Source organism: Rahnella woolbedingensis (genome assembly GCF_003602095.1).
Lineage (GTDB): Bacteria > Pseudomonadota > Gammaproteobacteria > Enterobacterales > Enterobacteriaceae > Rahnella > Rahnella woolbedingensis.
The window spans coordinates 1-25,114 of the sequence record NZ_RAHH01000029.1; the positions used below are offsets into that span (position 1 = coordinate 1).

Below are 25,114 nucleotides of genomic sequence, written 5' to 3' on the forward strand. Positions count from 1 at the left end.
GACCTGGCCCGTCTGCTGACGCAGGAGTAATCTGGGCACCGGAGTGGGAGCTTCATCAGGGTAAAAATGGAATCAATCAATCCCTGCGCGGCGCGCAGCGTGAGGCGAAAGATGCGTTTGAGCATCAGTACGGTGGTAATAGCGAGCTCAGAATAACGTTGCGGACGACCACGTGAAGACGTGTTGGGCTCGTCATACCAGGCCTGGATGGCTGACTCATCAAGCCAAAATGTCAGTGAGCCCCGGTTGACGAGCGCCTTGTTGTACGTAGCCCAGTTGGTGATTTTGAACTTTTGTTTTGCCACGTGATACCGCTACAGGATTGGGAATATGGTGATCTGATCCTGATTACGGCCAAAAGTTCGATTTATTCAACAAAGCCTCATTAATCGAGTAATTCCCTCTTTCCTGCGATGAACTTACTGTAGGAACTTTCAGGCTATTTATTGTATTAATGGTTTCATCTGTCGGGCTTGCGCAACTGATAATAAAAAACACAGATGAAATCAGCGATTTCTTTAACATTTCATTTCCATAATGACTGAGGCTTGAATACAAGGCTGGGTATAAATCATCCAGCACGGAAATATATCAGGGCTTAATAGACAGATGCCAGGGGTGACGAATTCATTTTTGAACTGAAAAACACGAGATGATATTGAACGAATAGATTTAAATGTGCTGAGTCATTAAGGGTTAAATATCAGTTTATTTACTTTTTTATAAACTCTCACAAGCTCAACGGACCGAGGCTTAGCATGAAAATTATATTCAGCGCATTAGCATTATTAGTGATCTCCACATCAGCATCAGCGGTCACTCTCGATTATCGCCATGAGTACAAAGCCGACAGCAAAACCAATGCTGACCGTCTGAAAATGAGTCACACCACCGAAGGGGGATATTATGCTTCGGTGGAAGGTCGCTTTGCTGAAGGCAGCGAACGACAAAATGACGGTTTCTCAACCGGTTCAGGACATTTTAGCGGCAGTGGCAGCGAATGGGAATTCGGCAGAAACTTTCAGGTGACCGATAAATTAATTCTGGCACCGGGTGTGAATCTGGATATGGGAGATGACTACGTCGGTTATCGCGTACAAATTAAAGCGATTTATAATATTACTGAAAACTGGATGACGACTTTCCGCTGGCGTCCGGGCGTAGATGTTTCTGAAAATCCAAATGAAGATAACCGCAACTATAACCAGTTCAACTGGGAATTCGGTTATGTCAGTGAGAAATTCTCTGTCGTCAGTGACTACGAATATCGCTTCACCAATTATGATGACTATCAGGGTGACCACGATTACTGGCTGTATAACATCGTGGCTTCCATGCCAATAGATAAACACTGGACGCCATATACCGAAATCGGTGTGGTGCCGCGTTATAATATTAATCCGAGCCGGGATGACATGGAAATGCGTTACCGCCTAGGTATTCAGTACAATTTCTGATCTGACCCTAATCTGGCTTTGATCTGACATTCCCCTGCCAAATTGCACATTGGCCGGGAAGTATCGCGAAAACCTTCACATCCCTTCCAGCGGCAGCACATCCAGTGGTTTTACTTCCCTGAGCACAAACGACGTTTGCATCTCTTTAATGCCCGGTAAACGGCGTACGACTTCCATCGCGAAGCTGGAAAAACTGTCGAGATCTTTCGCTACCACCTGCAACAGAAAATCGGCATCACCGGCAATCGCATAACAGGCGATCACCGCAGGCAATGCGCCAACTTCCTGTTCGAAACGCTGCGCATCCTCCTCGCTGTGGCTGTCTATTTTGACCCGGATAAAGGCCAGCAGTCCCAGACCAATCTTTTTACGGTCAATAATCGCCTGATAACCGGTGATCACGCCGCTGTCTTCCAGCTGTTTTGTGCGCCGCCAGCAGGGTGACGCCGCCATACCGACCTTATCGGCGAGCTCCTGATTGGTCATCCGTCCCGAAGTCTGAAGTTGTTTAAGAATGCGAAGGTCTGCCGGTGATATTTCGGATAGAGACATAATCTGCCTTGTTGACGTGTTTTTTAGAAAGGGTTACCCAGATTAGTGCATTTTACCCCGTTAAAAGAAAGCACCTTTCAGCCGCCGCTCTTTATCATGGTTCTCTTACTGATGAACGAAAGGGCGCAAAAATGGCAGACACACTCCGGGTGGCAATTATCCTCAATCCTGAGCTTCCGCCGGGATTACTGGCAAATACGGCGGGCGTGATTGGCATCGGATTAGCGGCAAAATTCCCGATGCTGGCAGGCATTTCGCTGACCGATGCGAAGGGGGTTACGACCGACTCTATCTCGAAAACTCCGCTGCCCATTCTCCAGGCAACGCCTGATCATATTAAGGCACTGATGTTTAAAGCGCTGGACGCCGCAGGCGAGCGCAGCGTGGTGGTGTTTCCGTCCTTTGCGCGCACCATGCATCAGTTCGGGCAGTATGAAATGACGTTTCCGCAGCGGGATTTATACGATGAAGTGCTGGATGGCGTGGGGCTGACCGGGCCGGAGAAGTGGATTAAATCACTGACTGGAAATCTGAAGTTATTGCGATAGATTGCTGAATCTCAGAGTAAAAAAACCGGCAAACGCCGGTTTTTCTGTATCTTCAGCGGGTGACTAGCTCGTCACTTTCAGCTGCGGATAGCGTTTGAAAATCGTCAGACACCAGACGAACGCGACGCAACCGATCAGGCCACCCGCGTAGCCGACATTGCTCATTTCCAGATGCAGACTGACCTGATTGCCGATCAGCGCCCCCGCGCCGATACCGATGTTGTAGATACCGGAAAGCAGCGCCATCGAGACATCCGTGGCATCTGTCGCCAGTGCCAGCACGCGCACCTGCATCGCCAGCCCGATAATCATCATCGCCAGCCCCCAGACGACGCACAGGATGGAAATGCTGATTGGGTTCATGACCGCGACAAACAGCAGCAACATGCTGAGCGTGACCATCAGGATCGGGCCACCGAGCATCGCGGCCGGAAAACGATTCCCCAGCACACTAAAGGCAATACTGCCGAGAATCCCCGCGCCGCCGAAAATCAGCAGCAGGAAGGTGGTGAAATTTTCACCCATATTGGCGACAGTCTGGATAAACGGCTCGATGTAGCTGTACGCCGTGTAGTGAGCAGTCACTATCAGTGCAGTCAGCACATACATACCAACCAGCGCCGGACGGCGGAACAGCATCGGCACACTTTTCAGTGAGCCGGTATGCTCGCTCGGTAACGGTGGCAGCAATTTTATCAGGCAAATCAGCGTCAGCAGCGCGACAACGCCGATACTCATAAACGTAGTGCGCCAGCCGAGGTACTGACCAATCAGACGGCCAAGCGGCAGACCCAGAACCATCGCCAGCGCGGTGCCGGTGGCTAACATACTCAGCGCCTGCGTTTTCTTACCGGCAGGTGCCACGCGGATGGCCAGCGAGGCGGTAATCGACCAGAAAATCGCGTGAGCCAGCGCGATACCGACACGTGAAGCGACCAGGCTCCAGAAATCCCAGGCCACGACCGAGAGAATATGGCTGGCGATGAATATCACAAAGATGATGATCAGTAAGCGCTTTCGCTCGACATTACGGGTGAGCAGCATCAGCGGCAATGACATCAGCGCCACCACCCACGCATAGATAGTCAGCATCAGTCCGACCTGCGCGGTCTGCATGTTGAAACTGGCGGCGATGTCAGACAGAAGTCCGACGGGCACGAATTCAGTGGTGTTGAAGATGAACGCGGCAATAGCCATCATCACAACGCGGAGCCAGGCTGTCCTGCGCGAAACGGTATCTGATTGCATTGAAATTTATGACTTATAAGAAGAGGTGGAAATCAGGCCTCTGTCTGGCAGACGCCTGTTGAGCGCATAGTGTGTTTTATTTGTTCTAAAAATGAAACAGAAAATTGGCCTAACAGATAAATGTTCCGGGGACAATTTTAGTTATGGAAACTGAGACCGGCATCACGGCTTGTTATCGGGGCTGACCAATGATGTCAGAACGTGATCCTGCCACCGACCGGCGATTTTCAGATATGACCGCGCATATCCCTCGCGTTCAAAGCCTAATCGCTGAAGTACACGCTCACTTTTATGATTGTCAGGAATATAGCTGGCCATAATGCGGTGCAGTTTCTGCTCACTAAACAGGAAGTTAATGGCCGTTTCCAGCGCCCGGTGCATCACTCCCTTTCCCTGCTGGTTCTCTGCCACAGAATATCCCAGATGACAGGCCTGAAAAGCGCCCCGGACGATGCCGGTAAAATTGCAGGCACCGAGCATGTCACCGGTTTCCCGACAGATGATGCCAAACTGGAATGCCGTCCCGCAGGCCGCTTCATCAAAGGAATTTATGAGGCGCTGACGAAGCGTTTCGCGGGAATAAAAATCTGCCGGACGCAGGGGTTCCCAGGGAGCGAGATGGTGGACGTTTTCACGAAAATACGCATGAACAATGCCAGTGTCTTCCGGGCCCAAAATCTTGAGGTAAAAACCGGCACCCGTAACGGCGAGTTCCATTGTGATCCCTTAATGCGTGAAGAAAACAGGGCGGTAAGTGTAGAGGATTACTCAGGAATTGGAATGCCAGCACCAGTGCCACGGCTCATAAATAAAGCCCCACGGATTATTCATTGGGAAGGACATCACGAAACCGAAGCGGGCGGCGTGAGATTGCAGCCACTGAAAAGCCTCTGTTTCGCCAAAAACGCCGGTCACTTCGTCGCAGCCGGGGGTATTGATATCCACCGCGCAGCCGGTGTGGTGCTCGCTGCATCCGGGAGGCGCCAGCGAGGTGAAAAACGTTTGCGGCGCGATGCCTGCTTCCTGTTTAGCGCGGATAAGCCCCGCCTGATAATCCAGACTGCGAAAAGCAGAGACCAGATAAATGCCCACCCCGTCGGCGGCAGCCTGCTGTTTCATCTGATGCCAGGCGGTCGCAGCAGGGGAGATCAGCCGGTAAACTTTGCCGGTTTCAGCATCAGTTTCCGTGTCCTCCAGTAAGTGCTCACTTACTTCTTCAAAGTAGGGTAGCGTACGGTGGGCAATGACCTGCGGGTCGATGCCCAGATCACGCAATATCCTTTCAGTTCTGGTTTTCAGCGCGGCCTGATTCATGCCTGTTCGTTTCCCGGACGGGCAATCACGTCGTTCATGGCTTCCGTCATGGCTTTACCTGCTGTGCGCATCGACAGCTGATAGCGTAAGGATGCCGCAACAAAGGCATTCAGCAACTGCGTATCCTGCGCATGTTGCTGATATTCCGGGTGCCATTGCACGCCAAGGCAAAAATCATACTCTTCGCATTCGATGCCTTCGATCACGCCGTCCGGCGCATAAGCATTCACGGTGCACCCGGGACCGACCGATTTCACCGCCTGATGGTGCGAGCTGTTAACCTCATAATGGTCGCGATCGACGCAGCGGCTGAGCAGCGAACCTTCCACAATCTCTACCGGATGACGGGCGCGCTTTTTGCCACCCGCGTTTTCAGTATCGACGGTCGTGCTGTGTTCGAGGGCATCGGGCAATGCGTCGGGAATATGCTGATGCAGCGTACCGCCGGTTAAAACGGCAAGCAGTTGCTGGCCGCCGCAGATCCCCAGCAGCGGCATATTGCGCCGCATGGCACCTTTAACGATGGCTTTTTCAAATTCGGTGCGGGCGGGTTTCAGGCGAACCTGGCTGCTGGTCTGTTGCTCATTAAAGAGTTCGGGCGGCACATCAAACGCGCCACCGGTGACGACAATGCCATCACAAAGGGAGAGATATTCATCCGCCAGTTCGGCGTGATGAGGCAAAGCCAGCGGCACGGCGCCAAGCTCCGCCAGGCTGTTCATATAGTTCTGACGCAGGGCATACCAGGGAAAATCGGCGTAGCCACCGGCTTCCTCGCTGTCCAGTGTTACCCCAATCACTGGTCTGGATTGAAATTTTGTCTGCATTCGACTGAGTTCCTGCATGAAGATGAAAAACAATCAGAAAATGCACCATATCAAGCCGTGGTCGGAGCAAACAATATAAATTATCAATACTTCTAATTTTCAGGATTTAGCGCTGGTTTTCTCACCGGTTAAGGTGACCGGGCAGTGTGTTTTTCACGCTAAGCCTGCGTTTTCCTGACAAAATTCCGGGACAGACTGACACTTCCTGATGCTTTTCTGTCGTCGTCTTCAATATTCATTCTCATTTAGTTCTTAACATTAGCAGGGCGGAAAGGATAAATTAGCGGGTATCATTCATCCTGCTGAATGAAATATAAATTCTTAATTGCTAACAAAATCTTTACGTTGTCCTAAAAACAGCCATCGAAGCTTTTAGGGATAATGTGTTTTTGACTGATATTGAAAATCTCTGGTTGAAGGTCATTTTTCAGCTGTTTTCTCCTCATTAATACTGCGAAACCAAGAAATTTATGCTGCCGACTGCCTCGTCTCGTTCCAAAAAACGCACTTTCGTGTGGGTTATTGTTGCCATTATCGTTGCTGCGATCCTGGTCTGGTTCTTTGCTTTCCGCCAGAGTGCCGCTGAGCCTGCCGCTCATAAGAAGCCGGGGCGCGGCGGTATGCGCGCGATGCGCGGGCAGATGATGGCCGGAATGGCGACACCTGTGCAGGCCGGAAAAGCCGTGCAGGCTGACGTGCCGGTGTATCTGCGCGCGCTGGGTACCGTGGTGGCCAATGCGACAGTCACCGTGACCAGCCGGGTGGATGGTCAGCTGATGAAGGTGTATTTCACCGAAGGGCAGAAAGTCGCACAGGGGCAGTTGCTGGCGCAGATTGACCCGCGCAGCTATCAGGCGACGCTGGAACAGTATCAGGGCGACCTGGCACAGAATCAGGCGCTGGCGAAAAGCGCAGAGCTGACGCTGGCGCGTTACCGCAAACTGTATGCACAGGATTCCCTGGCGCGTCAGGATCTTGAAAGCCAGATTGCCACCGCCGGTCAGTATGCCGGTGCCGTGAAAGCCGATCAGGCGCAAATTGCCGCCGCCAAACTGAATCTTGAGTTCGCCAAAATTACCGCACCGGTCAGCGGCCATGTCGGCCTGCGTCTGGTCGACCCGGGCAATATGGTGACCAGCAGTTCCACCAGCGGCATTGTGACGATTACTCAGACCCAGCCGATTGCCGTAACTTTCAGCGTGCCGCAAAGCAATCTGCAAACCTTGCTCAAAGCGCTGCGCGGCGGCAATCAGTTGCCGACCACCGCTTTTGATCAGGGCGGCAGTGAAGTGCTCGGACAGGGCAAACTGCAATTTATCAGCAACGAAATTGATACCAGCACCGGCAGCATTAAGCTGAAAGCGCTGTTCGATAACGCCGATGAAAAACTCTATCCGAACCAGTTTGTGAACGCCCGCTTACAGGTGGCGACGCTCAAAGACGCCACGGTGATCCCGGCGGCGGCATTGCAGCTGAGCAGCGATGGCGATTTTGTGTATGTGGTGAAAGCCGACAGCACCATCGAGCGCCGCAGTGTGAAATCCGGTCCGGACTTTGGTGACGCACAGGTGGCCATTCTGTCGGGTGTGAAACCGGGCGAGCAGGTGGTAACCACCGGTATCGACCGTCTGAACAACGGCACGAAAGTGGAGATTGTGACGCCAAATACTGGCGAAGTTGTTCCGGCAGGCGGTTCTTCCAAAGAGCGCCAGCAGAGCGGCGGTGTGGATAAAGCCACGACCGGCGCTGACAAAACTGCTGTCGCCCCTGATGCAGCCCCAAATACAGCCGGTAAAGACAGCGGGTCTAAATGAATCCTTCACGCCTCTTTATACTCCGGCCGGTCGCGACCATTCTGCTGATGGTCGCCGTGCTGTTGTCGGGGATTTTCGCCTACAACATGCTGTCGACTTCGGCGCTGCCGCAGGTCGATTACCCGACCATTCAGGTGACCACGCTGTATCCGGGTGCCAGCCCGGATGTGATGGCGTCGGGTATTACCGCGCCGCTTGAGCGTCAGCTCGGGCAGATGGCGGGGCTGAGCCAGATGTATTCCACCAGCGCCAGCGGCTCTTCTATTATCACGCTGAAATTCTCGCTGGATTTGTCCCTCGACGTGGCCGAGCAGGAAGTGCAGGCGGCGATCAATGCCGCCGACAGCCTGCTGCCGAACGATTTACCGAATCCGCCGACTTACAAAAAAGTGAACCCGGCGGATGCCGCAGTGCTGACGCTGGCGGCGACGTCTGAATCCCTGCCGCTGACCAAAGTACAGGATCTGGTGAATACCCGCGTGGCGCTGAAACTGTCACAGATTTCCGGCGTCGGCATGGTCACGCTGGCGGGCGGTCATCAGCCTGCGGTTCGCGTGCAGGTGGATCCGCGTAAGCTGGCGGCGCACAACCTCAGTCTGGAAACCATCAATACGCTGATTGGCAACAGCAACGTCAACGGCTCGAAAGGCGGCTTTGACGGCCCGCATCATTCGATAACCATCGATGCCAACGATCAGCTGCGCACCGCCGATGAATACGGCAACCTGATCGTCAATTACGAAAACGGGGCGGCACTGCGTCTGCGCGATGTGGCGACGCTTTCCGAAGCGCCGGAAAACCAGTACCTGTCGGCCTGGGCGAACAAACAACCGGCCATTATTATCAGCGTGCAGCGCCAGCCGGGTGCCAACGTCATTCAGGTAGTAGATGCGATTAAAGCGCAGCTGCCGAAATTGCAGGAAGCGCTGCCGGAATCGGTCAAAATCAGCGTGATTTCCGACCGTACGCAAACCATCCGTGCCTCGATCAGCGATGTTCAGTTCGAACTGTTGCTGTCTATCGCGCTGGTGGTGATGGTCACCTTCCTGTTCCTGCGCAATGTCGCCGCGACGCTGATCCCAAGCGTGGCCGTGCCGCTCTCGCTGGTCGGCACCTTTGGCGTGATGTACCTGTGCGGATTCAGTCTTAACAACCTCTCGCTGATGGCGCTGACTATCGCCACCGGTTTTGTTATCGATGACGCCATCGTGGTGGTCGAGAACATTTCCCGGCGGCTGGAAGAGGGCGAAACACCGATGCAGGCCGCGCTGAAAGGCTCGCAGCAAATCGGTTTCACCATTATCTCCCTGACCTTCTCGCTGATTGCCGTACTGATCCCGCTGCTGTTTATGGGTGATGTGGTCGGGCGGTTGTTCCGCGAATTCGCCATTACGCTGGCGGTGTCGATTCTGGTGTCGATGGTGGTTTCGCTGACGCTCACACCGATGCTGTGCGCCTATTTACTGCGCCATACGCCGGAAGAAAAACAGAGCAAGTTTTATCGCAAAGGCGGCGAGTTTTTCGACAAGATGATCGCCGGTTACGACCGCATGCTGATCGTGGTGCTCAATCACCAGAAGCTCACTTTACTGGTCGCCGCGGCAACTTTAGTATTCACCGCGCTGCTGTATGTGATTGTGCCAAAAGGCTTCTTCCCGTCGCAGGATACCGGCATGATCCAGGGGATCACGCAGGCGTCGCAGGACGTCTCCTTCAGTGAAATGGGGCGTCGCCAGCAACTGCTGACCGCCGCTATTTTGCAGGATCCGGATGTGGAAAGTGTCTCTTCCACCATCGGCGTGGATGGCAATAACACCAGCCTGAACAGCGGCCGTTTGCAGATCAGCCTGAAATCCTTCGATGAACGCAGCGAGCGCGCACCGGCGATCATTGCGCGTCTGCAACAGGAGACGGCGAATGTGCCGGGCATCGAACTGTATATGCAGGCTTCGCAGGATCTGACGGTTGACGATCAGGTGACGCCGAGCCAGTACCAGTTCACTCTCGATGATTCCGACAGTGAAAATCTGGTGGAGTGGACACCAAAGCTGATTGAAAAACTCAGCGTGCAGCCGGAGTTCAGCGAAGTGGTCAGCAACCTGCAAAATCAGGGGCAGATTGCTTACGTCGAACTGGACCGCGACGCCGCCGCCCGTTACGGCATTACCGCTTCGGATGTGGATACCGCGCTGTACAACGCGTTCGGCCAGCGGCTGGTTTCCACCATCTTTACGCAGGCAAATCAGTACCGCGTGGTGCTGGAAGTCGCGCCGCAGTTCCAGCAGTCCCCGGCCTCTTTCGATGATGTGTATCTGGCGACCAACAACAGTTCGTCGACCAGCGGCACGGTCGCGACCACCACCACCACGACGTCGACGACGTCCGACAGCGGTAACCCGACCACCAATTCCGGTGCGACCAACGGCATGGTGAAACTGACGTCGATTGCCAAAATCCACATGCGCACCGGCGCCCTGTTGCAGGCGCGCCTCAATCAGTTCCCGGCGGTGACCGTCTCCTTTAACCTCAAAGACGGCTATTCGCTGGAACAGGCGCAGCAGGCAATTAAAACCACCGTGGCCGATATCGCCATGCCGGACAGTATCACCCTGCGTTATCAGGGCGCGGCGGCGTCGTTTGAAAGCGCCACCGGCAACACGCTGTGGCTGATCCTCGCCGCGCTGCTGACCATGTATGTGGTGCTCGGCATTTTGTACGAAAGCTTTATTCATCCGGTGACCATTCTTTCCACGCTGCCGTCGGCGGCGGTGGGCGCATTGCTGTCGCTGATATTCGCCGGAACCGAGTTCAGCCTGATCGCGCTGATCGGGGTGATCCTGCTGATCGGGATCGTGAAAAAGAACGCCATTATGATGATCGACTTTGCGCTGGATGCGGAAAACAAACAGGGACTTTCGCCGCGCGAGGCCATTCATCAGGCCTGTTTACTGCGTTTTCGTCCGATCATGATGACCACAATGGCCGCGCTGCTCGGCGCATTGCCGCTGATGCTGGCCAGCGGATCCGGCGCGGAACTGCGTCAGCCGCTGGGGCTGGTGATCGTCGGCGGTCTGATCTTCAGTCAGATCCTGACCCTGTTCTCCACGCCGGTGATCTACCTGATGTTTGACCGGCTTTCTCATCGCCTTAATCCGCGTCATCGCCGTTCAGCGAAGCAGGCGGAATAAATGAATATTTCGCGTTTCTTCATCTTCCGTCCGGTCGCCACGATGCTGCTGACGCTGGCGATACTCCTGCTCGGTTTGCTGGGGTATCGTCTGCTGCCGGTTGCGCCACTGCCGCAGGTGGATTTCCCGACCATTCTGGTCAGCGCCAGTCTGCCCGGTGCCAGCCCTGAAACCATGGCGGCCACGGTGGCGACGCCGCTGGAAAGGGCGCTCGGGCAAATTGCCGGTGTGTCGGAAATGACCTCGCGCAGTTCGCAGAGTTCGACCAGCGTCATTTTGCAGTTCGATTTGGATCGTGACATCAACGGTGCGGCGCGTGACGTGCAGGCGGCGATCAACGCCTCCCGGGCATTGCTGCCAAGCAGCATGCCGTCGCTGCCGACGTATCGTAAAGCCAACCCGTCGGATGCGCCGATCATCATGCTGGCGCTGACCTCGGCCACGCGCAGTAAAGGTGAGTTGTACGATCTCGCCTCCAGCCAGCTGCAACAGAAAATCGCGCAGGTAAACGGCGTCGGGCAGGTTTCTCTGGTGGGTTCTGCGCTGCCGGGCGTGCGTATTGATTTGCGTCCGGAGGCGGTCACTTCATACGGAATTTCTCTCGACACCATTCGCACCGCCATCGCTGACAGCACCAGTAACCTGCCAAAAGGGTTGCTGCAAGGCTCAGATCAGTCATGGATGATTGAAGGCAACGGCCAGCAAAGTACTGCTGCGCAGTACAAAACGCTGATCGTCACCTATATCAACGGGTCGGCCATTCGCCTGAGCGACATCGCTAATGTGTATGATTCCGTAGAGGATAAATACAACGTCGGTTATTACAACAGCACGCCGTCGGTGATGATTGGCGTAACGCGTCAGGCAGGCGCGAACATGCTGGAAACTATCGAGGCCATCAAAGCCGCGCTGCCGCTGATGAAAGAAAGCCTGCCCGGCGACGTGCAGCTGAATCTGGCACTCGACCGTTCGCCTAACGTTTCCGCTTCCCTGCGCGATACAGAAATGACGCTGCTCGAGGCCACGCTGCTGGTGATCGCCGTGGTGTTTGTGTTCCTGCGTAACTGGAACGCGGTGCTGATCCCCGCCGTGGCGCTGCCGGTTTCCCTGATCGGCACCTGCGCGGTGATGTATCTGCTCGGTTACAGCCTGGATAACCTCTCGCTGATGGCGCTGATTATCTCCACCGGTTTCGTGGTCGATGACGCCATCGTGGTGCTGGAAAATATTACGCGGCATATCGAAGAAGGACTGGGGCCGGTGCGGGCGGCGCTGAAAGGCGCGCAGGAAGTCAGTTTTACCGTGCTCTCAATGACGCTTTCTCTGATTGCGGTGTTCATTCCGATCCTGCTGATGGGCAGTATCGTCGGGCGTCTGTTCCGTGAGTTTGCGGTCACGCTCAGCGTGTCGCTGATCATCTCCATGCTGGTATCGCTGAGCCTGACACCGATGCTGTGCGCGCGTTTCCTCAAGCGCAAGCCGCCGGTAGAAAAGCGTCAGCCGCGTATTTACCGCATGATTGAACGCGGCCTGAACAAACTGCTGGCGGCCTATTCTGCGGCGCTCGGCTGGGTGATGCGCCATCAGCTGATCACGCTGGTCGGCCTGTTCCTGACGATCCTGCTTAACTTCTATCTGTATACCGTGGTCGAAAAAGGCTTCTTCCCGGATCAGGACACCGGCATGCTGATGGGCATGTTGCGGGCGGATCAGAATACGTCGTTCCAGTCGATCCAGCCGCAGGTGCTGAAATACAGCAAGATCATTCAGGACGATCCGGCGGTGGATGCCGTGATGAGTTCGGCGGGCAGCGGCGGTTTTGGATCACGTAACACCGCGACGTTCTTCGTGCGTCTGAAAGATTTCGATAAACGTACCGCGACCGCTAATCAGGTGGCTAACCGTCTGATGATGGCGACCGGCAAAGAACCGGGCGCGCAGCTGTTCCTGATGGCCGCGCAAGATCTGCATATCGGCGGGCGCAGCGCTAACGCGCAGTATCAGTACAGTCTGCAATCTGACGATCTTTCCGTGCTGCGTGAATGGGCGCCGAAAGTGCAGAAAGCGCTGGCGAAACTGCCGCAGCTGACCGGTGTGGATTCCGATGCGCAGACCGGCGGTCAGGAGATCATGCTCAATATCGACCGGGATCGCGCGACGCAGCTCGGCGTGAACGTGAAGATGATCGACACGCTGCTCAATAACTCCTTCAGTCAGCGGCAGATCGCCACTATCTACAAAACGCTGAACCAGTATCACGTGGTGATGAATCTGACGTCCGACTACACCAGTAATCCCGATGTGCTGCATCAGCTGTATGTCGTGACCGATTCCGGTAATCAGGTGCCGCTGTCGGCTTTCGCCACGTTCAGCGGAGCCAATGCGCCGCTGTCGGTTTCCCATCAGGGGCAGACCGCGACGACCACCATTGCGTTCAACCTCGCCGACGGTTATGCGCTGGAAGATGCGCAGGCCGCGCTGAAAAAAACGATGGCGCAGATTGGTTTGCCGGATACCGTGCATGGCAGTTATGCCGGTACCGCGCAGGCCTTTGAGGCGCTGGCCAGTTCCATGCCGTGGCTGATCCTGGCTGCGCTGGCGGCGGTGTATATCGTGCTCGGCGTGTTGTATGAAAGTTACATTCACCCGCTGACCATTCTTTCCACGCTGCCGTCTGCCGGGCTTGGCGCGCTGTTGCTGATGCTGGTAACGGGGACGCAGCTGACGGTGATCGCATTGATCGGGATCCTGCTGCTGATCGGCATCGTGAAAAAGAATGCGATCATGATGATCGACTTCGCGCTCGACGCCGAAAGGCGGCTCGGCCTGACGCCGCAACAGGCGATCACTCAGGCCTGTCTGATGCGTTTTCGCCCGATCCTGATGACCACGCTGGCCGCGTTTTTCGGCGCATTGCCACTGGCGCTGGGCAGCGGCGGTGACGCGGATCTGCGCAGTCCGCTGGGGCTGGCAATTGCAGGCGGACTGGCGCTGAGTCAGATCCTGACCTTATTCACCACGCCGGTGGTTTACCTGTATATGGATCGCACCAGCCGCGCAACGCATCGTCTGTGGCACCGTCTGCGCCCTCACGCGACGCCTGTGGAGGCCAGCTCACATGACTAAACAATTTAAAATTAATCACCCTGAAGCGAATCTGATGACTCTGCAAAAAACACGTTCACTGGTGTTCCGACTTGCTCCGCTGGCGCTGGCACTTCTGGTCAGCGCCTGTACTGTCGGCCCTGATTATAAAAGGCCGGATGTCGCCATGCCCACGGCATTTAAAGAAGCCAAAGGCTGGACGGCGGCTATTCCGAAAGACAATCAGGCGAAGGGCGAATGGTGGTCGGTGTATCAGGATCCGGAGCTGTCATCGCTGCTGACGCAGGTGCAGATTTCCAACCAGAACGTCGCGCAGTACGCCGCGCAATATCGTGAAGCGCAGGCGCTGGTGACGCAGGCGCGCTCCGACTTATATCCGTCTGTGGATGCCACCGCCGGCAGCACGCGCAGCGGCACCTCGACGTCCGCCACTAATAAACAAACCGCAGAACTGAGTGCCAGCTGGGAGCTGGATCTGTGGGGCAAACTGCGCCGTACGGCAGAAGAGCAGGACGCCAGCGCGCAGGCCAGCAAGGCCGACCTGGCCGATGCGACCCTCAGTGCGCAATCCGAACTGGCGCAGGATTATTTCCAGCTGCGGGTGATGGATCAGCAAATCGCGCTGTATAAGCAAAGTATCGATGCCTATCAGCGTTACCTCACGGTGATCCAGAACCAGTACGAGGGCGGCAATACTTCACGTGCCACGCTGGCACAGGCGCAAACTCAGCTGGAAAGCACCAAAGCTTCGGCGCTGGACTTGCAATGGCAGCGTGCCCAGCTTGAGCACGCGATCGCCGTGCTGATCGGCAAACCACCGGCGCAGTTCAGCCTCGCCGCGCGGGATGTGAAACTGAACCTGCCCGCGATGCCGGACGCCATTCCGTCGCAGCTGTTACAGCGTCGTCCTGATATTGCCGCTGCCGAACGCACCATGGCGTCTTCCAACGCCGCCGTCGGTGTGGCGACTGCCGCGTATTATCCGGATCTGACCCTGAGCGCCAGCGGCGGTTTCGCCAGTTCCGCATTCCATAACCTGTTCTCGCTACCGAACCGCGTCTGGTCTTTAGGCCCGGAACTCAGTCAGACGGTGCTGGATTTCGGCTCCACCCGCGGCAAAGTGGCGCAGGCCGAAGCCGCGTATGACGCCGACGTCGCCAGCTATCGCCAGAGCGTGTTAACCGCGATGCAGGAAGTGGAAGATTATCTGGTCGAACTGCATACGCTGGACAGCGAACGGGTCGCCCGTCAGAACGCCGCCGATTCCGCCAAAGAATCTGCGCGCGTGACCAACAACCAGTATCAGGCCGGGATGATCGATTATCTGGATGTCGCAACGACCGAGAACACCAGCCTGACCCAGCAGCAAAGCGTCCTGTCGCTGGTCAGCACCCAGATGGTCACCAGCGTCAAGCTGATCGCCGCACTGGGCGGTGGATGGAACGGGGATGTGGGTAAGTAATAAAAACCCGGTCAGCCTCCTCTCTGAGAGGGAACTGACCGGGCCGGGTTTTATCTTTGGTAAAACAAACTCTTATTTCCCGGCTTTCCTCGCCTTCGCCACATCGCCCGGCGTGACTTCTGCGGCCTGATTTCCCCAGCTGGCGCGCAGGGTATTGGTGAGATCAGCGGCCTGCTGATCGGTCAGCGTCCAGCCATAACCTGGCATGGTATTGGACATATGATCTGCCGTCACCGGCGTCTGACCGCCGTAGAGGATCACGCGCAGCAGCGTCTGCGGGTTCTCTGAATTGACGGTCAGATTGCCCGCCAGCGCCGGAATAGCAAACGCTTTGCCGTCGCCTTTCACGCCGTGACAGGTCGAGCAGTAGCGCATAAACGTCTGCTGTCCGGCTTCAGTCGCCATTGCCTTTTTAGTCAGTGCAGGTTGTGCGTCGGCTTTCAGGCTGAGCAGATAAACCGCCATGCTGTTGAGATCGTCATCAGTCATAAACTGCGTGCTGTCGGTGATCACTTCCCCCATCGGACCGCTGACGGCGTCGTGGGTATTGCGACCGGTTTTCAGCAGCGCTACCAGCTCCGGCTGACTGATTTTCAGGCCGCGCAGGGAAGGGGCTGACCAGCCATCCAGTTCGCCGCCGGTGAGAAACGCCATGTCTTTTTCATCGACGGCTTTTTCCTGCTGCGCCCAGCCACGCGGCGTGTGACACGCGCCGCAGTGCCCGGCACCCTGCACCAGATAAGCACCACGATTCCATTGCGCGTTCTTATCCGCCTGCGGTGTAAACTCGCCGTCTTCCAGGAAAATACTGTTCCACACGCGCAGCGGCCAGCGCATCGACATCGGCCAACTGATGTCATTGTCACGGTTCGCGACGGACTGCGGTTGCACCTCTTTCATCAGATAGTCGTACAGCGCGCGCATGTCCTTCGCGCTCATTTTCACGTAAGAGGTGTAGGGCATCGCCGGATAGAGTGCATGGCCGTCCTTAGCAATCCCCTGGCGCATCGCCTTATCGAACTCGTCAAAACTGTAGCTGCCAATCCCGTGCTGAATATCCGGCGTGATATTGGTGGAATAAATCTCGCCGACCGGGGTGGTAAAACGCACCCCGCCGGATAACTCCGCGCCCTGTGCCGACGTATGACAGGCCGCGCAGTCGGCGGATTTCGCCACATATTCGCCCTCGGACATCGCCATGGCCGAACCTGCCGTTGCCATCAGCGTGGCAAAAATCATCAGCTTTTTCATGCACTCACCTTCTTCATGGCCGTCAGTTCATTCACTGCCCGCCAGGCCTGATCGACCGCTGAGTTAGCGTACGGGCTCCAGTCAGAATCCGAATTAGCGATAGTGATAAGCCCGACCGGCGTGCGTGCCAGATGAATGGTTTTCTGGGATTCCTCTTCGTCGTCGAACATTCCGCTGAGGAAGTAGGAATAGCCATGCGACCAGCGGTTAACGGTGATCGCCATGATGTCGCGCTGATGGTCAAAACCGGCTTCACCGAACATGCCCTGTAACTGTTCGCGGATCATCTTTTCATGGGCATCAAAAGAGGTGCCAAGCAGTAACGCACGGCCTTTGCGGGACTGCTCGCGCGGGCTGAGGCCGCTGCCCGGCAGCGTCGGCACATATACCATATGCAGACCAATCGGCTGGTTCGGGTCACGCGGATGCTGATAACCGCCCATATCCACCGGATAATCGAGTTTCACACGGCTGTAAGGCGCCGCCGGGGAGTAAATTTCATGGACGCCGAGTTTGATAAACGGCTGCCAGTTGCGGATCACCACCTTCGAGTAGACCAGCGGTGCTTTGACGTTCTCCTTCAGCGCGGCTTTCTGCGGCTCAGGGATTTCCGGCACCAGATACGGGATCATCATATTGTAACCGGCCATCACCGCCTGTCCGGCGCGTACGCGGTGCAGCGTGCTGCCGGTCATATAGGTCACTTCTACCGCCGGTTTGCCTTCATGCTCCACATTGGCGACGTGCATGCCGGTGCTGTTCAGACGAAGGCGCACCGGCTGCCCGGCTTTATCGAGCTGACTGTAGTCGAATTTCGCCAGCACGATGTCTTCCATCGTGTTTCCCGGTGCGACCTGCGGGATCAGATGGCGCACCATCAGCCGCGCTAAACCGGCATTGCCGTCGGGGAAGTGGAAAATATAGGGCTCGTCGAGATCAGCCAGCGATTCGGCATCCAGCGGCGGTAATCCCATGCCTTCCAGCCCCGGCAGCGCGCAGATACGGGCGTCGCTGCACGAAGTGGCATCGATCCCGACGGCCTGAAAATCATTGGTACGCTGCTGGAAATAGCGGATGGCGATTTCACTCAGGCCGACTTTTTCCCGCAGGAACTGGGTATAACTGTGCCCGTCGACCCAGGCGACTTTATCTTCCTGGCTCATGCCGTGCAGATAATCTTTCGGTTCAGTGTGCAGGGCGATCAGCGCCTGACGGTCAGATTCCGGCAGCGGGAAGTCACTGATAAAGTCTTTGATGTCGCGACCATTGAGGCGCTCCGGCGGAATATCATCCGCCACCGCACGTCCCGGATCGCCGCTGACAATTTTATCGACGCCGAAGTTTTTGCGGTCGAAATACACACCGCGGCTCAGATGTAGATCAGGATAAAACGTCTGGTCGAAGTCTTTCGCCATCTTTTCGATATCGACGTTCAGGGTCTTCAGCAGTCCCATCGCCACTGGACTGAAATTGGTGCGCGGCGACTGGAAAGACTCACTGCCGCCGTAGCCCAGCAGCATTTTATCCTCGACGTGAAATTCATTACGTTTGGCATGCCCGCCGAAATCATCATGGTTATCGAGCAACAGAATACGCTGATCTTTCCCGTGCTGTTCCTGCCAGAAACACGCCGCCGCAAGACCGCTGATCCCGGCTCCGACCACCACCAGATCAAACTCATCCTCCACCGGCAAACCGGAAGACTCGACCTTTTTCCCTTCGCGCCCGAGGATATGCGCCGCCTCATAAGAACCCTGATGATTACCGCGCAAACCGGTGAGAGAAGGAGGGTAATACAACGACTGCGTGGCCGTTTGCGGCGAAGCCTTCAGCGCCTCAAACGGAGTCATACCGGCGGTGACCGTAATAGCCACGCCGTTGAGAAAATCACGACGAGTGATGCCCATATTGTTTCCTTAGAATTTACACCATCAACCCGCACGGAAGCCGCGCGGCAAAAGCTTTTCGCTCAAAAATATCTCAATGTTTTAACAAATTTAACATAAAGAAACACTTAGCGAGCGTGACGGCGGGCGCAAATGAGGAAGTTTGGGATAAGGCAGATAAGTCATCGGTGAGGGGGAATAAGGCGCAACTTTTTTGCCCCCGTTATTGAGGGGGAAATATATGACGATTACATCAAGAATGCATCTTTGTCCTGTTCGTTCCGAACCTCTAAATTGCTGAGCGCTTCTTTCAGAATACTGCTCAGCGTCGTCAAAAAATAACCATTAAATTTTTCCGATTTCAGCGTTCGTTCAAAGATATCTGCCGGGATAAAACGCTTCATTTCGTTATGGAAGACACCATTTCGCATGATTTCTTCCAGTGACTTCAGTTTCTCACGGGTTTTGTCGGCGTAATTCTCCACACGATAGTCGGCAATTTTATTGAGCAGCAGCGATCTGTTTATTCTTGCGCCTTGCTGATAGAGCCACACTAAATCCCACATATCCCGATACCGGATATGTGTCTGAGTAGCGGGAAACGCGACCAGTTTGTCGGCCATAACTTCTTCGAGCGTTTCGACATATATCAGCGTTTCGTTATAACCATCGGGTAAGACAAAATAATTACGCCCGAGTGGCAGGGTATTACGGGTATAAGCCTCAATGTTGGCGATTTCAATTTTGATCCGTTGCCGGGCAATGTTGGATTGCTGAGGAGAGGTCTCAATAGTGATTTGCCAGCGGTCGACATTAATCTGATCGTAATCGGGCAGCAGACGCAGTTCTTCGGGGGCTTTCACCCTGATAGCAAAGCCGTAACGCGCCCCGATATACTCCTCGATGCAGGATTTCATCGCCATTAATTGCGCAGAGCAGAAAGTTTTGCCTCCGGCAAAATCCAAATCTTCGCTGAACCGGTTCGAGTTATAGCAAAGGCGTAGTGAAGTCCCGCCCTGAAAAACCAGCCCATCCAGCAAACCTGCTTTATCCAGACAAAAAAGCACGTCGTAATGCAATAATTCTTTTTCCACTACTGGCCGCATCGTTGCGAGTTCTGCGTTCTGTAGTGCTCTGTTTACCAGTAAATCAAAATCGACCTTCTCACTCATTATTCTTCCTTAAGATCCATCAGATGAGTATTCCTGCCAACACGGCGTAAATCCCTGATTGCCGTGGCGGGTGTCGCTTGTTTTAGGGGGGATTGCGTTTCAAAAGTCGCATCGAGAATATCCAAAATGCTCCGATGGGTATGCGTCAGTTCGATAGTGCCCCAGGGCGTCTGGTATTCGCCTGATCGACCGGTGGTCATCACCGTCAACCTGTCGATAGGGATCTGCGAAATGATGCCATACCCTGACAAAGCAGACTCCAGGCTGACGTAATTGTATTCGCCGCGTCGTAGCGCTTTGACCACAAGCTCGAGAAGGTAACTGTCTTTGGGAGAGAAAATATTGACGTAAACACCCTTGACCGGTCTGCATAAAATTTCTTCATCGATCAGGCGCTTGAGCCCGGCTTTTAATGTCGCGGGGGAATCCTCAGGGAAGACCTTTTGCAGATCCCGCAGCAAAAAAACAGTCCTACCCTGACGACTCAGTGCTTCCAGCTTTCGAATAGCTTCAAATTTTATCATTTTATCTCTACACAAAAGCGATAAAAAAGTATCTTTACTGTATAGATGAAGTGTAGGCGTTTACGCGTAAGGAAGCAAAATAGCTGGTTGAATCAAGGTTTCTGACTGACACTAACTGATGATGAAGATATTTCGCTAAATGCTGTTGTGTGAGACGCCCTCTCTGGTTTACAAACAAAAACGCCGACTCCCGTCGGCATTTCTACTAGTCAAAACCTCACTCCTTCCATCCCCCTCCCAGCGCTTTATACAAGCTGATGTCCTGATTCAGTTGGGCGAGCTGAGTGGTGATCAGCGTTTGTTGGGCGGAATACAGGGAACGCTGTGCAACCAGCACGCTCAGGTAGTTGTCGACGCCGCCCTTGAAACGCATCTGCGAAAGATCGTAATTACGCTGGTTGGCGTCGGCGTCCTGCTGGCGGGCGAGCAGTTCGTCTTTGTAGGTGGCCTGACCGGCTAAGCCGTCGGATACTTCCCTGAACGCCGTCTGAATCGCTTTCTCATAATTAGCGATGTCGATTTTCTTGGTGTCTTTGGCGATGTCGAGATTGGCCTGATTCACGCCGCCGTCGAAGATCGGGATGTTGACTGAAGGCATGAATGACCACGCACCGGTGCCGCCGTCGAACAGTTTACTCAGGCTGCCGCTTTCTGAACCGGCGGTGCCGGTCAGCGTGATGCTCGGGAAGAACGCCGCGCGAGCCGCGCCGATGTTGGCGTTGGCGGCTTTCAGCGTATGTTCCGCCGCAATGATATCGGGGCGTCGGGTCAGCAGATCAGACGGCAAACCGGCCGGAGTCTGCGGGAATTTCCAGTCCTGTTGCAGGGTGGCGTCCGCCAGAAGACGCGGTGGAATGGTCGTCCCGACCAGCAGCGTCAGCGCGTTCACGTCCTGTCGAACCTGACGCGTGAACTGCGCGATATCGGCCTGTGCTGCGCGCACCGTGGTTTCGGCCTGCACCAGATCCTGCGAGGTGCTGATGCCGGAATCGTAGCTGCGTTTGGTCAGTTCGTAGGATTGGTTCTGGCTGCTGGCGGTGTTAATCGCCAGCTTCAGCAGGTCATTATCCGCCGCCAGACTCAGGTAACCGGAAGCGACTTCGGATACCAGCGAGATTTGCGTCGCGCGCTGCGTCGCCTCTGTCGCGAGATAAGTTTCCAGCCCCTGATCACGCAGGCTGCGCACCCGACCAAACAGGTCAACCTCATAAGACGTCACGCCCAGATTGGCGCTGTATTGCTGATACGTCACCGGCCCGGTGTTTTGCGTCGAATACAATCCGCCCGGCAGATGCTGGTTGGTTTCACCGGCGCTGGCGTCGAGCGTCGGCAGCAGTGCGGCGCGATCAATCTGGAAGGCGGCGCGCGCGGTATCGACGTTTAACGCAGCGACCCGAAGGTCGCGGTTGTTTTTCAGGGACAGATCAATCAGCTGGTTCATCGCCGGTTCATTGAAGAACGCTTTCCAGCCGATATCCTCTGCGGCGCCTGTTTTAGCGCCGTCCCAGTTGCTGGCGACCGGCAGCGCCGGGCGCTGATAGTGCGGCTCCATCGTACAGCCCGCCAGCAAAGTGAGTGAAAACGCGCCGATAAGCGACAGCGCGAAATGCGATTTATTCATGGTGTGTTGCCTCAGACGCAGGAAGCGCCTTGTCTTGTTTTTTCGATTTGCGGGTGAACAAATTCACTATCGTGACGTAGAACATCGGAACGAAGAAAATCGCCAGGAAGGTCGCCGTAATCATCCCGCCGACCACGGCGGTACCGATGGAATGCTGGCTGCCCGCGCCCGCGCCGCTGGAAATCGTCAACGGGAACACACCGAGAATAAAGGCCATTGAAGTCATGATGATCGGCCGGATACGCAGTTTGGCCGCTTCAATCGCCGCTTCGGTGACCGACATGCCTTCGTTTTCATGCAGTTCTTTGGCGAACTCGACAATCAATATGGCGTTCTTCGCTGCCAGTCCGACGGTGGTTAACAGGCCGACCTGGAAGAAGACGTCATTCGACAGCCCGCGCAGCAACACAGCGCCAATGGTGCCTAAGATCCCCAGCGGGACGACCAGCATGACTGAGAACGGAATCGACCAACTCTCGTACAGCGCCGCCAGACACAGGAACACCACGATCATCGACAGGCTGTACAGCGCCGGAGTTTGTGAGCCGGAAAGCTTTTCTTCATAGCTCAGGCCGTGCCATGCCACTGTGTAACCCGGTGGCAGTTTGGTTGCGATTTCCATCACCGCGTCGTTGGCGTCACCCGAGCTGTAGCCCGGTGCCGGTGCGCCCATCAGTTCGACGGAAGAGACGCCGTTGAATCGCTCGTAACGCGGCGAACCGTAAACCCATTTGCCGCTGCCAAAGGCGCTCCACGGCACCATATCGCCGCTGGAATTACGGAAATACCAGTTGTTCAGATCTTCCGGCGTGACGCGCGAAGCCGCCTTGCCCTGAATGTAAACGCGCTTCACGCGGTTGTTGTACATGAACTGGTTCACGTACGCCGAACCCCAGGCTGCCGACAAGGTATTGTTGATATCGTCGAGACTCAGACCCAGCGCCTGCGCGCGTTCGTCGTCAATTTCCAGCTGATATTGCGGTTCATCTTCCATCCCGTTCGGACGCACAGCGGTCAGACGTTTGTCCTGTGAGGCCAGTTGCAGGAATTGGTTACGTGCAGCCATCAGGGCGGCGTGGCCTTTGCCGTTGGTGTCTTGCAGGAAGAAGTCGAAACCGGTGGCGTTACCCAACTCCATCACCGCTGGCGGAACGAAAGCAAACACGCGGGCGTCTTTGATGGTGGCGAAATGGGCCATCGCACGACCTGCCAGCGCCTGAACTTTCTGCGCGGCGTCCGGACGTTTCGCCCAGGTTTTCAGCTGCACGAAGGCGATACCGACGTTCTGACCGCGCCCGGCAAAGCTGAAACCGTTGGCGGTGAACACTGAGGAAACAATGCCGCCTTCCTGCGTCATCAGGTATTCACGCACGTTATCCAGCACCTGCTGGGTACGTTCTGCCGAGGCGTTGGCAGGCAAGGTGGCCTGAACCAGCATCACGCCCTGATCTTCATCCGGCAGGAAGGTGGTCGGCACGCGGGTGAACATAAAGCCGGTGGCGATCACGATCAGCAGATAGATGCACATAAACAGGCGGCGACGGGAAATCATTGTGCCGACGGTGCTGGTATAGCCCATCGCGCCTTTGTCGAAATTACGGTTAAACCAGCCCGCAAAGCCTTTCTGCGATTTTTCTTCGTCGTTGTGTCGGATGATGGTGGCACACAGCGCCGGGGTGAAAATCAGCGCCATCAGCACCGAAAGCGCCATCGCGGAAACGATGGTGATGGAGAACTGACGGTAGATGATCCCGGTCGAGCCGCCGAAGAATGCCATCGGCACTAATACGGCACTGAGCACCAGCGCGATACCAAAGAGGGCACCCTGGATCTGTTTCATCGATTTGATGGTGGCTTCTTTTGGCGACAACTTGTCTTGCGTCATCACACGTTCGACGTTTTCCACCACCACGATGGCGTCATCCACCAGCAGGCCTATCGCCAGCACCATCCCGAACATGGTCAGGGTGTTAATGGAATACCCCGCAGCCGCCAGAATACCGAAAGTACCCAGCAGAACGACCGGTACTACCAGCGTGGTCACCAGCGTTGCGCGCAAGTTTTGCAGGAACAGCAACATCACGCAGAACACCAGCACGATGGCTTCGATCAGCGTCTTCACCACTTCTTCAATGGACGCACTAACCACCGGCGCAGTCTGGTACGGGAACTCCACTTTCACGCCCGCAGGCAGGGAATCTTCCAGCCCGGCGACCGTGGCTTTCACTGCTTTGTCGGTATCGAGCACGTTCGCGCCGCTCGCCAGACGCAGGGCGATAGCGGTGGACGGTCTGCCGTTAAAGGTGGAGGAGATGGAATAACTTTCCGGCCCCAGATCCACATTCCCGACATCGCTCAGGCGTACCTGCGAGCCGTCGGCGTTCACTTTCAGCAGCACGTTTTTAAACTGATTAATGCTGTCGAAACGAGTTTTTCCGATGATGGTGGCGCTGACTTTACTGTCTTTGACCGTCGGCAGTCCGCCGAGAGAACCGGAAGACACCTGCACGTTCTGCGCTTCAATCGCCGCGCTGACATCACTTGGGATTAGCTGATATTTATACAGTTTTGCCGGATCGAGCCAGATACGCATCGCGTATTCCGAGCCGAGCACCAGGAAGTCGCCGACGCCTTTGGTACGGACGATCGGATCTTCGAGTTTGGTGACCAGCAGGTTACTCAGATCCGAGTTACTCATTTTGCCATCGGTCGAAATCAGGCTGACCAGCAGCATGAAGTTGGCCTGATATTTGGCAATACGGATCCCCTGATTGACCACTTCGGTCGGCAACTGCGATTCGGCCAGCGACACTTTGTTCTGTACCTGAACCTGCGCGATATCCGGATTGGTGCCCTGATCGAAGGTGGCAATAATGGTGGCGCTGCCGTCGCTGTTACTTTGCGATTCGATGTAGCGCAGGTTATCCAACCCGTTCAGTTGCTGTTCGATCACCTGAACCACGGTGTTCTGCGCGGTTTCTGCCGAAGCGCCCGGATAGGTGACGCTGACTGAAATCGCAGGAGGTGCGATATTCGGGTACTGGTTGATCGGCAGTTTCATGATCGACAGCGCACCGGCGATCATAATGACGATGGCGACAACCCAGGCGAATATGGGGCGATTAATAAAGAAAGTAGACATTCA

At 55.4% G+C, this 25,114-nt stretch carries 18 protein-coding genes; 6 read left to right on the forward strand and 12 right to left on the reverse strand.

The window, feature by feature from the left end:
* Positions 1-305: transposase (locus D6C13_RS20425; protein WP_208642924.1), on the reverse strand; the 305-nt coding region annotated here is incomplete at its 3' end.
* A gap of 453 nt (positions 306-758) precedes the next feature.
* On the opposite strand from D6C13_RS20425, the gene D6C13_RS20430 reads away from it, so the two are divergent.
* Complete coding sequence (locus D6C13_RS20430) at positions 759-1,457, forward strand: oligogalacturonate-specific porin KdgM family protein (RefSeq protein ID WP_120134495.1); 699 nt, start codon at positions 759-761, stop codon at positions 1,455-1,457.
* A gap of 75 nt (positions 1,458-1,532) precedes the next feature.
* On the opposite strand, the gene D6C13_RS20435 is transcribed toward D6C13_RS20430, so the two are convergent.
* The gene (locus D6C13_RS20435; RefSeq protein WP_120134496.1) at positions 1,533-2,009 is read right to left on the reverse strand and encodes an Lrp/AsnC family transcriptional regulator; all 477 of its coding nucleotides are present in this window, start codon (positions 2,007-2,009) and stop codon (positions 1,533-1,535) included.
* Positions 2,010-2,140: 131 nt separating this feature from the next.
* On the opposite strand from D6C13_RS20435, the gene D6C13_RS20440 reads away from it, so the two are divergent.
* On the forward strand, positions 2,141-2,557 hold the full coding sequence (locus D6C13_RS20440) for a DUF2000 domain-containing protein (RefSeq protein ID WP_120134497.1): 417 nt from the start codon (positions 2,141-2,143) through the stop codon (positions 2,555-2,557).
* A 63-nt stretch (positions 2,558-2,620) separates the two neighbouring features.
* Here D6C13_RS20440 and D6C13_RS20445 read toward each other — a convergent pair whose 3' ends face one another.
* The 4 genes from D6C13_RS20445 to D6C13_RS20460 all read right to left on the reverse strand — a co-directional run bounded on the left by D6C13_RS20445 (position 2,621) and on the right by D6C13_RS20460 (position 5,946).
* Positions 2,621-3,805 (reverse strand): sugar transporter, encoded by a 1,185-nt coding sequence (locus D6C13_RS20445; protein ID WP_120134498.1) that lies wholly within the window; start codon positions 3,803-3,805, stop codon positions 2,621-2,623.
* Positions 3,806-3,967: 162 nt separating this feature from the next.
* Entirely contained in the window at positions 3,968-4,522 is a 555-nt protein-coding gene (locus D6C13_RS20450) for a GNAT family N-acetyltransferase (protein ID WP_120134499.1), read from the reverse strand.
* 51 nt (positions 4,523-4,573) lie between these two features.
* Entirely contained in the window at positions 4,574-5,119 is a 546-nt protein-coding gene (locus D6C13_RS20455; protein ID WP_120134500.1) for a M15 family metallopeptidase, read from the reverse strand.
* A complete protein-coding gene (locus D6C13_RS20460) occupies positions 5,116-5,946 on the reverse strand; it encodes a gamma-glutamyl-gamma-aminobutyrate hydrolase family protein (protein WP_120134501.1) in 831 nt (276 codons plus the stop codon). The genes D6C13_RS20455 and D6C13_RS20460 overlap by 4 nt, the downstream gene beginning before the upstream one ends.
* Before the next feature lie 470 nt (positions 5,947-6,416).
* Between D6C13_RS20460 and D6C13_RS20465 the strand changes: the two genes are divergently transcribed.
* From D6C13_RS20465 to D6C13_RS20480, 4 genes are read left to right on the forward strand one after another with little or no spacing between them, the layout of a single operon-like run.
* Entirely contained in the window at positions 6,417-7,760 is a 1,344-nt protein-coding gene (locus tag D6C13_RS20465) for an MdtA/MuxA family multidrug efflux RND transporter periplasmic adaptor subunit (protein ID WP_120134502.1), read from the forward strand.
* Positions 7,757-10,948 (forward strand): efflux RND transporter permease subunit, encoded by a 3,192-nt coding sequence (locus D6C13_RS20470; protein WP_120134503.1) that lies wholly within the window; start codon positions 7,757-7,759, stop codon positions 10,946-10,948. The genes D6C13_RS20465 and D6C13_RS20470 overlap by 4 nt, the downstream gene beginning before the upstream one ends.
* Complete coding sequence (locus D6C13_RS20475; RefSeq protein WP_120134504.1) at positions 10,949-14,074, forward strand: efflux RND transporter permease subunit; 3,126 nt, start codon at positions 10,949-10,951, stop codon at positions 14,072-14,074.
* 34 nt (positions 14,075-14,108) lie between these two features.
* Positions 14,109-15,515, forward strand: a complete 1,407-nt coding sequence (locus D6C13_RS20480; protein ID WP_244212735.1) for an efflux transporter outer membrane subunit — start codon at positions 14,109-14,111, stop codon at positions 15,513-15,515.
* Positions 15,516-15,587: 72 nt separating this feature from the next.
* Here D6C13_RS20480 and D6C13_RS20485 read toward each other — a convergent pair whose 3' ends face one another.
* The 6 genes from D6C13_RS20485 to D6C13_RS20510 form a co-directional block, all read right to left on the reverse strand.
* Positions 15,588-16,766, reverse strand: a complete 1,179-nt coding sequence (locus tag D6C13_RS20485; protein WP_120134506.1) for a c-type cytochrome — start codon at positions 16,764-16,766, stop codon at positions 15,588-15,590.
* Entirely contained in the window at positions 16,763-18,673 is a 1,911-nt protein-coding gene (locus tag D6C13_RS20490; protein ID WP_120134507.1) for an NAD(P)-binding protein, read from the reverse strand. Before D6C13_RS20490 ends, D6C13_RS20485 begins: the two co-directional genes overlap by 4 nt.
* A gap of 227 nt (positions 18,674-18,900) precedes the next feature.
* Entirely contained in the window at positions 18,901-19,824 is a 924-nt protein-coding gene (locus tag D6C13_RS20495; RefSeq protein ID WP_120134508.1) for a nucleotidyl transferase AbiEii/AbiGii toxin family protein, read from the reverse strand.
* Positions 19,824-20,348, reverse strand: a complete 525-nt coding sequence (gene abiEi / locus D6C13_RS20500; RefSeq protein ID WP_120134509.1) for a type IV toxin-antitoxin system AbiEi family antitoxin — start codon at positions 20,346-20,348, stop codon at positions 19,824-19,826. The genes D6C13_RS20495 and abiEi overlap by 1 nt, the downstream gene beginning before the upstream one ends.
* A 217-nt stretch (positions 20,349-20,565) precedes the next feature.
* Positions 20,566-21,969 (reverse strand): efflux transporter outer membrane subunit, encoded by a 1,404-nt coding sequence (locus D6C13_RS20505; RefSeq protein ID WP_120134510.1) that lies wholly within the window; start codon positions 21,967-21,969, stop codon positions 20,566-20,568.
* Positions 21,962-25,111 carry an efflux RND transporter permease subunit gene (locus D6C13_RS20510; RefSeq protein ID WP_120134511.1) on the reverse strand — a complete coding sequence of 1,050 codons (3,150 nt, stop codon included), beginning with the start codon at positions 25,109-25,111 and terminating at the stop codon, positions 21,962-21,964. Before D6C13_RS20510 ends, D6C13_RS20505 begins: the two co-directional genes overlap by 8 nt.
* Positions 25,112-25,114 lie beyond the last annotated feature (3 nt).